The 12339-nt window shown below is 71.9% G+C and carries 11 protein-coding genes; 8 read left to right on the forward strand and 3 right to left on the reverse strand.

Features of this window, described 5'->3' with window-relative positions:
* Positions 1-18: 18 nt before the first annotated feature.
* Positions 19-827, reverse strand: a protein-coding gene (locus tag ACIHEJ_RS35130) for an IS5 family transposase (RefSeq protein ID WP_400141662.1) whose coding sequence is annotated in 2 segments (ribosomal slippage) — positions 19-488 and positions 488-827 — 810 coding nt in all. Because the reading frame shifts where the segments join, the coding sequence is not laid out codon by codon here.
* Here ACIHEJ_RS35130 and ACIHEJ_RS35135 point away from each other — a divergent pair.
* Positions 744-983, forward strand: a complete 240-nt coding sequence (locus ACIHEJ_RS35135; RefSeq protein WP_400141713.1) for a hypothetical protein — start codon at positions 744-746, stop codon at positions 981-983. The genes ACIHEJ_RS35130 and ACIHEJ_RS35135 overlap by 84 nt on opposite strands.
* 160 nt (positions 984-1143) lie before the next feature.
* Here the strand turns inward: ACIHEJ_RS35135 and ACIHEJ_RS35140 are convergent, their stop codons facing one another.
* Complete coding sequence (locus ACIHEJ_RS35140; protein ID WP_400141663.1) at positions 1144-1455, reverse strand: hypothetical protein; 312 nt, start codon at positions 1453-1455, stop codon at positions 1144-1146.
* Positions 1456-1623: 168 nt separating this feature from the next.
* Between ACIHEJ_RS35140 and ACIHEJ_RS35145 the strand changes: the two genes are divergently transcribed.
* The 5 genes from ACIHEJ_RS35145 to ACIHEJ_RS35165 all read left to right on the forward strand — a co-directional run bounded on the left by ACIHEJ_RS35145 (position 1624) and on the right by ACIHEJ_RS35165 (position 6936).
* Positions 1624-1989 carry a WXG100 family type VII secretion target gene (locus tag ACIHEJ_RS35145; RefSeq protein WP_400141664.1) on the forward strand — a complete coding sequence of 122 codons (366 nt, stop codon included), beginning with the start codon at positions 1624-1626 and terminating at the stop codon, positions 1987-1989.
* A 49-nt stretch (positions 1990-2038) separates the two neighbouring features.
* Positions 2039-2353 (forward strand): WXG100 family type VII secretion target, encoded by a 315-nt coding sequence (locus ACIHEJ_RS35150; RefSeq protein ID WP_400141665.1) that lies wholly within the window; start codon positions 2039-2041, stop codon positions 2351-2353.
* Between the two features lie 70 nt (positions 2354-2423).
* Positions 2424-3770, forward strand: a complete 1347-nt coding sequence (gene eccD, locus ACIHEJ_RS35155) for a type VII secretion integral membrane protein EccD (protein ID WP_400141666.1) — start codon at positions 2424-2426, stop codon at positions 3768-3770.
* A 43-nt stretch (positions 3771-3813) separates the two neighbouring features.
* Complete coding sequence (locus ACIHEJ_RS35160) at positions 3814-6567, forward strand: right-handed parallel beta-helix repeat-containing protein (RefSeq protein ID WP_400141667.1); 2754 nt, start codon at positions 3814-3816, stop codon at positions 6565-6567.
* Between the two features lie 45 nt (positions 6568-6612).
* Entirely contained in the window at positions 6613-6936 is a 324-nt protein-coding gene (locus tag ACIHEJ_RS35165) for a WXG100 family type VII secretion target (RefSeq protein ID WP_400141668.1), read from the forward strand.
* Between the two features lie 22 nt (positions 6937-6958).
* Here ACIHEJ_RS35165 and ACIHEJ_RS35170 read toward each other — a convergent pair whose 3' ends face one another.
* Positions 6959-7570: a hypothetical protein gene (locus ACIHEJ_RS35170; RefSeq protein WP_400141669.1), complete on the reverse strand. Its 612-nt coding sequence runs from the start codon at positions 7568-7570 to the stop codon at positions 6959-6961.
* A gap of 129 nt (positions 7571-7699) precedes the next feature.
* On the opposite strand from ACIHEJ_RS35170, the gene ACIHEJ_RS35175 reads away from it, so the two are divergent.
* Positions 7700-8149: a WXG100 family type VII secretion target gene (locus ACIHEJ_RS35175; RefSeq protein WP_400141670.1), complete on the forward strand. Its 450-nt coding sequence runs from the start codon at positions 7700-7702 to the stop codon at positions 8147-8149.
* Between the two features lie 55 nt (positions 8150-8204).
* A complete protein-coding gene (gene eccCa, locus ACIHEJ_RS35180) occupies positions 8205-12329 on the forward strand; it encodes a type VII secretion protein EccCa (protein ID WP_400141671.1) in 4125 nt (1374 codons plus the stop codon).
* Positions 12330-12339: the final 10 nt, after the last annotated feature.

The following is a 12339-nucleotide window of genomic DNA, read 5'->3' on the forward strand; positions in this document are numbered from 1 at the left end:
CGCCACTAACTGATCGTTTCAGAATGAGGTTCGCAGGCGGCGGAGGCATATGAGGCTGCAGGCCAGCTCGAGCAGGCCCTGGTGGAGATCAGCGCGTCGCTCGTAGCGGATGCGGAGCCGTTTGAACTGGTGCAGCCAGGCGAAGGCGCGCTCGACCACCCACCGCACCTTGCCCAGTCCTGAGCCGTGGGCGACACCGCGTCGGGCGATCACCGGCTTGACGCTGCGCTTCCACAACAGGCGGCGGTACCTGTCGAAGTCGTAGCCCCGGTCCGCGTACACCCGCCGGGGCTTGCGGCGGGGGCGTCCCCGTAGGCCCCGGATCGGCGGCACCGCGTCCAGCAGCGGTAGGAGCTGGGTCACGTCGTGCCGGTTGCCGCCGGTGAGCCTGACGGCGAGCGGGGTCCCGTGGCGGTCGACGATCAGCTGGTGCTTGGAGCCGGGACGACCCCGGTCGACGGGCGAGGGGCCGGTGTGATCCCCCCTTTGAGCGCCCGGACGTGCGAGCCGTCCACCGCGCAGTCGTCGAGGTTCAGCAGGCTGGCTCGACGCAACTCGCCCAGGAGGACGGCGTGCAGGCGTGGCCAGACGCCAGCCTCGGTCCAGTCCCGCAGCCGGCGCCAGGCTGTCACCCCGGAGCAGCCCACAGTCTCCGCGGGGACGTCGCGCCAGGCGACACCGGTCCGCAGCACGTACATGACGCCTGCGCGTGCCACACGGTCCGGAACGCGAAGCCTCCCGGGATGCCGGCGGCGTCGATCGGGAGTGGGTGGCAGCAGCAGGGCCAGCCGCTCCCACAGGTCGTCCGGAACAAGATCAGCACGCACGCGGACACCCTGCCGACCAAGATCACCGAGCGCAAGACCCACAGCTCAACTCATTTTGGAACGGTCAGGAAGCCGCCGACGTGGCCGTTCAAGACGTTCGGCGGCCCGCGCGGCTTCGGTACCTACTGGCGTGACAACGGCATGAGCGGCAGCTAAAAGGGCCGCCGGGACTGCGTGGAGGAGATCCTCCGCCCGACCAGGGACGCGCTGGAGGAACTGCAGGAGCTGGGAGTACGAGAGCCGGTTCCGCAGCGGGCCGGCAGGCAGCTTCAAAAAGGCGGCGGCCGGAAGCCGGCCCGGCACGGCCCTCTGCTGCTCATACGGCGTGAACGGAGCAGTCGCGGGTCGGCAGGGCCGCCACGCGGTTGGTCTGAGCGGGCAGGAGCTCGAACGGCGCACTGCAGGTCATCAGACCCGCGGCGCGCGGCGTCAGCCGCGACTCCTCGTCCCCTTGCCGCAACACCGTCTCTCCGGTGAGCGGCAGCAGGAACCGGTAGTCCTCATCCGGATCCTGGCGAACCTGACGCGGAGCGCGGGTGTAGCCGACCGTGTCCGACCAGCATTCCACGAGCTGGTAGGCATCGGCGCGCTGAAGGATCATCCCACCGCGGAAATCGTCGGTGCGCACATGCCTACAGCCCATCTGACCTGATGGCCCAAGCCACAGTCCTTGGCCGCGCGTCTTTTCACAGCTCAGAACCTGCTCAATCGCTGCTCACTTGGGTCCGCGGCGCCCCGGCCCGGTCCGCGGCGGTGTTTGACTGCACGGGAGTCGAGCGAGAGGAGTGGACCCACCATGGGTGACCAGACTTCCGTGAGCGTCGGCGGTGTGACCTACCGGGTGACACCGGAGTACCTGGCCAACGCCTCCAGCACCACCTCGTCCACGGCGGCCGAGATCTCCGGGCAGTTGAGCGAGCTGAAGACGTACGTGGCCAGCCTGGAGGCGAGCTGGCAGGGCATCGCCCACAACCAGTTCCAGACGCTGATGGCCGAGTACGACATCTACGCGCGGATGCTGAATGACGCCCTGGAGGGGATCTCCAAGGGGTTGCAGGGCAACTACGTCAACTACAAGGACTCCGAGCAGCAGAACGTGAACAACCTGATCGCGCTCGGCGACGACGTGCCCAAGCCCTCGACGGGCACCAACTTCTCCTGACAGCCACATGTTCCTCCGCCCATCCCGGCGTTCTCACTAGGAGCGATTCATGGCCGATGTCGACGGCACCCCCATCTACGTAGGCGAAGGGCTCGCCGCGGCCGGCGGCTGGCTGAACGCCAGGGCCGGCGAGATCTCCGACGAACTCCAGGGCCTCAAGGCCCAGCTGGCCCCGCTGGCGGACGCCTGGCGGGAGAGCCAGGCTGCCACCTACTACCAGGACATGCAGAACGAGTGGGACTTGGCGGCCAACGGCCTGTTCGGACCCCACGGCGTGCTCGGCCGCATCGCTCAGGCCATGCACGTGAACTGGAACAACTACAGCGACGCCGAGTGGTCGAACATCTCCACCTGGCGGCACTGACTGCCCTGCGGCGCGCGAGTCCTGCCACGGTCCGCGGCCATGAAGCTCGACACCACCGAAGGAATCGCCCGTGCCCGATGAACGCTGCAGGGTCACCGTGGTCGGTGAACGGAGGCGCGTCGACCTCGCGCTCCCGGCGCAGGCGCCGATAGCCGAGTACGCCCCTCGGCTCGCCGTCCTGTGTGGCCAGCCCGAGTCCGAGACGATGCCTCCCCTCTGGTCGCTGGCCGAGTCCGGGGGCTCCCCACTGGCCCCCGGCGACTCGCTGGCCGACGCGGGCGTCGTGGACGGCGCCACGCTCTATCTGCGCGACCACCGGGCCGGCGAGTGGGGCGAGCTGACCATCACCGACCTGGACGAACAGGTCACCGCGGCGCGTGCGGACAGCGGTCTGTGGAACGCCTGCCGCCGCGCGCAGGCGGTGCTGGGTGCGGGTCTGCTGGTGACCGTCGTCGCTGCGGGATGGCTTGCGGCGCACCGCGTGGCCGGTCCGGACGCGCTGCTCCCCGCGTTCGCCGCGCTGGCCTCGGCGGGGCTCGCCCGGTACGCAACCCGTAAGAACTGGCCGCTGCCGGGCGCCGTCCGCCAGCTCCTGGCGCTGGCGGCCTGCCCGTTGCTGGCCTGCGCCGGCCTTGGCGCACCACCGCACGGGCCGGTGGCCACCCCGGTGCTGGTCTCGGTCGCCGCCGCACTCGGCGCGCTCGCCGGGCTGGTGGCGCTTGCGACGCCCTCGACCGTCGTACTCCAACTGGTCACTGCTGTGGCGGCGTTGTTCGTGGTGCCGCTGACCGCGCTGCACGCGGGCCGCACCGGCTCTGCCGCCGTACTGGCCGTGTGCCTGTATCTGGTGGCCGGACTGCTGCCCCGGGTCACCAGCCAGATTGCGGTACTCGTGCCCATCGGGCCGGACACGGGCGCGTCGGCCATGGACAGCGGCGACGTGACCACCGTGGTGCGCCGCGGCAATGCGCTGCTCACTCTGCTCAGCGTGCTGACCGCGACGGTGCTCACCGCCGCGCTGCTGGTCCTGAGCGCCTCGCCGGGCGCCTGCGCGCTCGCCCTGGTCGCCGTGGTCGGCGTCGGGCTGCTGCTCCAGGCGGGCTCGGTGCGGATGCTGACTGCTGTGCTGTCGCAACTGGCCTGCGGCGTCATCGGGTTGATGGCGCTGGCGATCCGGCTGCCCGAGTATCTCTTCGGCTCCCGCGCCGCCGGGCCGCTCGCCGCCTTCGTGGCCGGGCTGGTGCTGGTCTGCTGCGGTCTTTTCCTCGCCTTCGGCGCCGCGCTGCGCCCCGTCGAGGAGGAGCGTCCCACGTGGCCGTCGACGGTGGCCACCTTCTTGGCGGTGGTCGCTCTGCCGCTGGCCGTCGGCGTCTTCGGCTTCTTCGGCTGGCTGGCAAACCTGGGGAGCGGTCTGTGACCGGCCGCCGCGTGCGGGCCCGGGCCACGTCGGGGGTCTCGCAGTGAAGGCGGCCGCGCAGCGGGTGGCGCCCGGCAGTTGGGGCGCGCACCGCACCATCGGCGCGGCGGTGCGGGGCGCCCGGCCGGGCGCCGTGATCACCGTCCAGGCCGGTACCTATACCGAGAGCGTCGTGCTCGACAAGGATGTCAGTCTGGTCGCCAAGGGCGAGGTGCGGCTGGTCGCCGCGCGGGGCCCGGCCGTGACCGTGCACGCCGGCCGCGCCGAGCTGCGCGGCTTCGTGCTGTGCGCCACCGCGCCCCGCGAGGCGGCGGTACTGCTGCGCGGCGGTGAACCGGTACTGCGGGACTGCGAGATCACCGGCGGCGGTATCGAGGTCGTCGGAGCGGCGGCGCCGCTGCTGACCGGGTGCTCGGTTCGGCAGGCCGAGGGCGCGGCGCTGTGGCTGACGGGAACCAGCCGTACGACGCTGGAGGGCCTGACCGTCGTCGGCGGCGTCGGCAACGGCCTGGCGGTCGGCGACGAGGCGCGGGCCGAGCTGACCGACGCGCTCCTCGACGGGGTGACCGGGCATGGTGTCTTCCTGACCGCCGGCGCCCACGTGACCCTGACCCGCTGTGAGATTCGAGGCAGCGGGGCCGCCGCCGTCTTCGCGGAGGGGCACGCGGGAGCCGTGCTGCGTGAGTGCCGGATGCACGAGTCGGGCGGCCATGGGGTCTGGCTGAGCGGCACGGCGGGCCGCCGCGCAGACGGCGGCCCCTCTCCGGAGAACGACCCGGATCCGCAGAGCAGGGGCTCGGCCCTACCCCCCGGGGGCGAGCCCCGTACCACCCGCGCCGCCCATGGCGTGCGGCTGCGTGGCTGCCAGATCTTCCGCACCGCCGGGGCGGGCGTGCTGGCGGACGGCGGCAGCGCCGTCGCCCTGGACACGTGCCATGTGCACCACACCTCCGGCGCCGCGGTGCTGGTCACCGCCGAGGCCGCGGCCGAGCTGACGGCGGTGCGGGCGGTCGACTGCGCGGACACCGCGCTCGTGGTCAGCGGCTCGGGCACGGTCGTCGCGCACGACTCCACCTTCGCCCGCGCCGCCGCCAACGGCCTGTACGCGATCGGCGAGGCCGATGTCTCGTTCACCGGCTGCACCGTCCGCGACACCGCCTACAGCGCCCTGCACCTGGGCGGCGGATCCCGCGCCCGACTGCGCGGCTGCACCGTCTCCGACAGCCCGGAGTACGGGATACGGGTGACCGAGCGGGCCGAACTCCTCGCGGAGGACTGCGAGGTGACGGGCGCCGAACTGGCCGGGGTGTGCGTGGAGGGCGGCGACGCCGTTCTGCGCGGCTGCCGTATCGACGCGACCCGGGAGGGTGTGCGGCTGTGCACCTCGCACCGTCCGCTGCTCGCCGACTGCGAGATCACCGGCACCTCGCAGACCGGTGTGCGGGTCGGCCGGGACACCGGAGCCCAGTTGGAGAACGTGACCGTCACCGGCAGCGGCACCGCCGGACTGCTGTTGGAGGAGGGCAGTACGGCGGTGGTGGACGGCGGCGCGGTCCGCGAATCCGCCGGCAGCGGCATCGTCGTACGGTCCGGAGCCCGGCCCCGGCTGCGCGGTACGACGGTCGCGGCGGCCGCCAAGAACGGGCTGTTCGTCGAGGAGGGTGGAGAAGGCCGCTACGAGGACTGCCGGTTCACCGGAAGCCGCTTCCCCGCCGTCTACGCCGGTGCCCGCTCGCGCTTCCTGCTGCGCCGCTGCACCGTGGAGGGCGCCGAACAGGATCTGCTGCGGGACGAGGACGCCGAGGTGACGGCCGAGGACTGCCGGGTGGAGGGCGTCGTCGAGCCGCTGCTGCCCACGCTCGCGCCCGTGGGGGAGGGGCGCACCGCCGTGGCCGCCGTGGCGCAGGCCGCGCCCCCGTCCGACGGTGAGGAGGCCGGATCCGGCGGCGCCGGCCAGGCCGAGGAGCGGCTGGCCGCCCTGCACGCCGAACTGGACCGGCTCGTTGGGCTCGACGGCGTCAAACGGGACGTGCTGAACCTCACCAGGCTGATGCAGATGGTCAAGGTACGGCAGGACGCGGGGCTCGCCCCGCCGCCGCTCAGCCGCCATCTGGTCTTCGCCGGCAACCCCGGCACCGGCAAGACCACGGTCGCCCGGCTCTACGGCGGCTTCCTTGCCGCCCTCGGACTGCTCGGCCGCGGCCACCTGGTCGAGGCGGACCGGGGCGACCTGGTCGGCGAGTACGTCGGGCACACCGCGCCCAAGACCACCGCCGTCTTCAAACGGGCGCTCGGCGGAGTGCTCTTCATCGACGAGGCGTACTCGCTGGTGCCGCAGGGACATCTGACGGACTTCGGCTCGGAGGCCGTCTCGACGCTGGTGAAGCTGATGGAGGACCACCGCGACGAGGTGGTCGTCATCGTGGCGGGCTACCCCGGTGAGATGAGCCGGCTGCTGGAGTCCAACGCGGGCCTGGCCTCCCGGTTCACCCGCACCCTCCACTTCGAGGACTACTCCGCCGCACAGCTGGTGAGCATCGTGCGGCACCAGGCCGACGGCCACGAGTACACCGTCGCGCCCGAGACCACCCAGGCGCTGCACGGCTACTTCGAGACGCTGCCGCGCGGCGAGCAGTTCGGCAACGGGCGCAGCGCCCGGCAGGTGTTCCAGCTGATGACCGAACGGCATGCCCAGCGGGTGGCCGAACTGGGCCTGAGCGCGGCCGACCTGGCCGCGGCGGACCCGGAGCTGCTGACCACGCTGCTGCCCGCCGACCTCCCACCCGGGGAGACGTGATGACGGGACCAGACTCCGTACTCGGTGAAAGGCAGGTGACCGCAGATGGCGGACCAACCGACTCCGCAGGACTGGAAGGCGCACCTCAAGGCGCTGAATGACGCGATCGGCTCGGTCAAACGCGAGGCCGCGGCCATCTCCGCGACCATGGGCTCGATCGACGCCAAGATGAAGGGGATCGGCGCCGACTGGAACACTCCGGCCTACATGACGTTCGACGAGATCACGTCCTGGTTCCACACGACGCAGCACGACCTGGAGAACCTGCTGGCGGACATCGTCAGCCGGATGACCACCAGTTACCGGAACTACCACCACGCGGAGTCCGCCAACTACGTGAACCTCAAGGACGGGCCCAAGAGTGCCTGACCCGAGGTTCACGGCGGCCGCCTCAGTGCGAGGCGGGCGGGTCCGGGAAGCGGCACTGCCGGTCGGTGTGCGCGTAGACCTGCCCGGAGTGGTTGATCAGCGCGATGTATTCGCCCAGCTTCTCCAGCGCCATGCCCGCCTGGAGCAGCGCCCGTTCCATCGCCGGGTTCATGTCGGCGGCGAACTGCTCGCCGGCCGGCGCGAACGGGTTGTCCTTGCCCGGGACGTAGTTGTCGTAGCTCTTCTCATTGAGGTTCCTGTAATGCCCGTCGGTATGCGCACCCTGGCCGAAGACGGTGTCCTTCTTCGCCATGACCTGGGCGCGGACCTCCTCGTACGTGGCGACCGCGGCGCGGGCCTCGCTGAGCATCGACTTCTCCGCGGTGCGCATGGCGCTCAGGTCGATCCTCAGGTCCCCGGACGGGGCCGTGGGCGGGGGGCTGTCGCCGCCGCCCTGGTCCTTCGGGATGGCCTGCGGGTCGGTGTTGAAGGAGGGCGGCTCGCCCCAGGCGACCTGGTCGGTCGGCACCAGACCACTGAGGTCCTTGCCGTGGTCCGGTCCCGGGTCGCTGCCGTCGCCCTCCGGGTCGGGCAACGGGGTCGTGTCGTACTGCGAGTTGATCGGGTCGGTCACGGTGTCTCCCTCGGCGTTCTCGCGCCGGCCTCGCGGTCCGTGGGCCGGGCTGCCAGGTCTATCACTTATATGAGTAATTGTCAGCATTTTCGGCGTTCCACCATTTCCAGCTTCCGAGGAAGGCGACTCATGGCTGATCACGGCAAAGCCGACTACGACGTCTGCGTCATCGATGTCTCCCCGAGCGGCATGCTCACCACCGCCACTCAGCTAGTCGACCTCGCGCAAGACGTCGAAGACAGCCTGGGTCGCATCCACAAGATCCTCGACGCGCTGCAGATCGCCTGGCAGGGCAGGTCCGCCACGGACGCCGAGGAGGTGAACCGGGACTGGGTGCGGGTGGCCACCGAGCTGTTCGGCACCAAGGAGGACCCGAAGAAGGGCGTCCTGCCCACCCTCATCAGCGGCCTCGGGAGCGTCGCCACCAACTTCACCACGGCCGAGGACGCCATCGCCAAGGCGTTCTCCGACTTCCGCAACAACCTGGCCCCCGGCAGCGGTGGCAGCGAAACCGACGACACCCCGCCCAAATCCGTCACCGACACCAACAAGACGGCGATCACCATGACCTTCGGCTGACCGCCGCCCGCCCCGCCCCCTCCACCCCTGTCAGCCCCGTCAGTAGGCAGCCCCCGTGAGTCGCATACCCTTCCACCGCCCCGTCCGCATGACGCCCCCGCCGATGCCGGACGGCAGCACGACACTGGCCGCCCCGCCACAACGCCCGCAGCAGCAGGGCGCGGCAGGCTGGCTGATGCTCCTGCTGCCACTGCTCTCCAGCGTGAGCATGGCCGCCTACATGGTCGCCTACGGCAAGGCGTGGATGATCCTGCTGGGCGTCGCCTTCGTCGTGGTGTCCGTCGGCATCACCATCGGCGTGCGCATGCAACTGCGCGGCAGCCGACGGCGCAACCAGTACCGGCAGCGTGAACGCTACGGCGAGTACCTGGCGGGCGTCCGTAAGCAGGCCATGCACGCCGGTGCCGCCCAGCGCGCCGCGGACGCCTGGCACCACCCGCACCCCGACCGGCTGTTGGCCATCGCCACCCAGCGCCGCCGGGTGTGGGAACGACGACCCGGCGACGCCGACTTCCTGCACCTGCGCATCGGATCCGGCACGATGCCCTCCGCACACGGGCTGAAGATGCCCGCCCAGAACGACCCCACCGTAGACCTGGACACCCGCTCCCAGCACGCCGCGGCCGAACTCGTCCGCACCCACGGCACCGTCGACGGCCAGGCCGCCTGGCTGGACCTGCGCGCTGCAGGAGTCGTCAGCCTGCTCGGCCCGCGCGCCCGCACCCGCGAGACGGCCCAGGCGCTGCTGCTCCAGCTGGCGGTGCTGCACGCCCCCGACGACGTGCGCGTCGCCGTCGTCACCGGCGGCGACCAGACCTGGGACTGGGTGAAATGGCTGCCGCACGCACATCAGCCGGACGAGACGGCCCCGCGCCGCGAGCAGGAGGTCGTCCCGCTGCTCGCCGACGACCTGGCAGGACTCCAGGACCATCTGCAGAGCAGCCTGGACCAGGCCGCCGCCGCGCGGGCCGAGCGCAGCAGCCGTATCGTCACCCAGCGCGACACAGGCGCCCGCCGCCACCTCGTCGTCGTGCTCGACGGCTACGACCCCCAGGCGCCCTGGACCCGTACCGCCCTGCTCGCCGACCTGCTCACCGAGGCCGGGCCCGACCTGGGGCTGCACGTGGTGTGCCTGGTCGAGGAGGAGGGGTCCGAACCGGGCCGGGTGGATGTGCGCGCCCGTACCGACGCGCGCGGCGGACTCGTCCTGGAAGGCCGGATGCCCGCCCTGTACACGCCGGTCGAGAAGGCCGTCGCCGACGAGACCGCGCCCGCCGTCCGGGAGGCGACCGCGCGCGCCCTGGCCCCGCTCCGGCTCTCCGGCGAGCGCGACCAGGTGCTCTCCGAGCACGTCTCCCTCTCCGGGATGCTCGGCGTCCCCGACATCGCCGTCTTCGACCCGACCACCGCCCGGCGCGCCCCGGACCGCAAGGACCTGCTCAGTGTCCCGATCGGGGTGACCGGCACCGGCGAACCGCTCTGCCTGGACCTCAAGGAGTCGGCACAGGGTGGTATCGGCCCGCACGGCCTGGTCGTCGGCGCCACGGGCTCAGGCAAGAGCGAACTGCTGCGCACCCTGGTCACCGGCCTGGCCATGGTGCACGCGCCCGAGCATCTGGCCTTCGTCCTGGTCGACTTCAAGGGCGGCGCCACCTTCGCGGGCGTCACCGAACTGCCCCACGTCTCCGGCCTGATCACCAACCTCGCCGACGACCTCGCGCTGGTCGACCGGATGCGCCAGGCCCTCCGGGGCGAACAGCAGCGCCGCCAGCGGATGCTGCGCGAGGCCGGCAACGTCGACTCGGTGCGCGAGTACCAGCTCCGTCAGGCCGCCGGCGGCACCGACGCCAACGGCAAACCGCTGGAGCCGCTTCCGTATCTGCTGATCGTCGTGGACGAGTTCGGCGAGCTCCTCTCCCAGCGCCCCGACTTCATCGATCTGTTCGTGCAGATCGGCCGTGTCGGCCGCTCGCTCGGCATGCATCTGCTCCTGGCCACCCAGAGGCTGGAGGAGGGCCGGCTGCGCGGCTTGGAGTCGCACCTGTCGTACCGGATCTGCCTGCGCACCTTCAGTGCCGCCGAGTCGCGCGCCGTCATCGGCACCCCCGACGCGTACACACTGCCCGCCATTCCCGGCTCCGCCTACCTCAAGGTCGACGAGTCCGTCTACGAGCGCTTCCGCGTCGCCCACGTCTCCGCGCCCTACCACGAGCGGGACGCCGGGGCCCCGGGCACCGCCCTGGAACCGGTGCCGTACGCCGTGTACGGCGACCTCGCCCCGCTCACCGCCGAGGAGAGCGAACCGGCCGGCTGGGAGTGGGATCCCGACGCGGGCGCCACCGAACTCCAGATCGCCGTCGAACGCCTGCTGAACAAGGACTCCCCGGGACACCAGGTGTGGCTGCCGCCGCTGCCGCCGCGGTTCCCCCTCGAACCGATCCTCGGCGAACCCGAGACGGACCCGGACCACGGCCTGCGCTGCGACCAGTGGCCGTTCGCGGGCGAGCTGAAGTTCCCCGTCGCCGTCATCGACGTACCCGCCCGGCAGGAACAGCGCCCTCTGGTGCTGGACCTCACCGGACGGCAGGGGCACTTGGCCCTCGTCGGTGCGCCACAGAGCGGCAAGTCCACCTTCCTGCGCACCGCGATGCTCAGCGCCATGCTCACCCACACCCCTGATGAACTGCAGTTCTACGCCATCGACATGGGCGGCGGTACCCTGCACGGGCTGGCCGACGCGCCCCATGTGGCGGGCGTCGCCGGACGCCGCGACGAGGAACGGGTGGGTCGGGTGCTGGCCGAGGTCGGCCGACTCGTCACCGCGCGCGAGCAGATGTTCGGCGACCTGCGCATCCAGTCCGCCGCCGAGCTCCGCGCCCGCCGCGCCCGGGGCGAGCTCCCCGAGGGCGCGCGCGCCGCGGACATCGTGCTCGCCGTCGACAACTGGGCCGCCCTGCACACCGCGCACGAGACCGCCGTGGAGTCCCTCACCGAGATCACCACCCGTGGCCTCGGCGTCGGCGTCCATCTGTGGCTGACGGCCAACCGCTGGGCGGAGATCCGTGTCAACCTGCGCGACAACATCCCCGGCCGTCTCGAACTGCGCCTCAACGACCCGACCGAGTCCGAGATCAACCGCCCCGCCGCCCGCGCACTGGGCCAGAGCCTGCCCGGCCGCGGACTCGCCTCACCCGGACTCACCTTCCACGTCGCGCTGCCCCGGCTCGACGGCGCCGACGGCCTGGACGGACTCGCCGACGCCGAACAGGCACTGGTCCGCCGGATCGCCGAGAACTGGCCCAAGGAAGCCGCCCCGGCGCTCCGCGTGCTTCCCGAGAAGATCACCGTCCGTGAACTCGCGGCGGCCGCCGCCGAGCCCTCGCCCGCCGAACGCTGGGACGGCCACGGCCCCGGCCTCGGCGAACGCCAGGTCCCCATCGGACTGCGCGAGTCCGACCTGCGCACCGTCGGCCTCGACCTCACGTCCGGCGCCCCGCACTTCACCGTCTTCGGCGACTCCGGCTCCGGCAAGACCGCCTTCCTGCGTGCCTGGATGCGCGGCCTGGCCGCCCGGCACTCCGCGCGCGAGGTGCGCTTCATGGTCGTCGACTACCGGCACAGCCTGCTCGACGTGGTGCCCGAGGAATACATCGGCGCCCGCGGCGGCAACGCCGACCTGGTCGCCGCCCAGGCGCAGGCCCTTGCCCAGACGCTGCGCACCCGCGTCCCCCCGGCCGACCTCACCGCCGCCCAGCTCGCCGAACGCGGCTGGTGGCAGGGCCCGGAACTCTACGTCGTCGCGGACGACTACGACCTCGCGTCGGGCAGCATGGGCCGCGGCCCGCTCGCCGCCCTGGCCGAGTTCATCCCGCAGGCCGCCGAACTGGGCTTCCACCTGGTGCTGGCCCGCCGCGTCGGCGGCGCCGGGCGCGCCGTTATGTCCGACGCGCTGCTCAGCAAGCTCAAGGAGATGAGCACCGACGGCCTGTTGCTCTCCGGCGACCACCGCGAGGGCGCCCTCATCGGCGACCAGCGAGCCCGCCCGCGCAAGCCCGGCAGGGGCCTGCTGGTACGGCGCAGCGCCGAACCGGTACTCGTCCAGATCGCGCTGGACGAACGCGACGCGCACCCCGAGCCCTCCGGTCCCGTACCGGCACGGACTGCCGACACCCGAGCCTAGACAGCAGCAC

Source organism: Streptomyces sp. NPDC052301, assembly GCF_044593395.1.
In the GTDB taxonomy this organism is placed as follows: domain Bacteria; phylum Actinomycetota; class Actinomycetes; order Streptomycetales; family Streptomycetaceae; genus Streptomyces.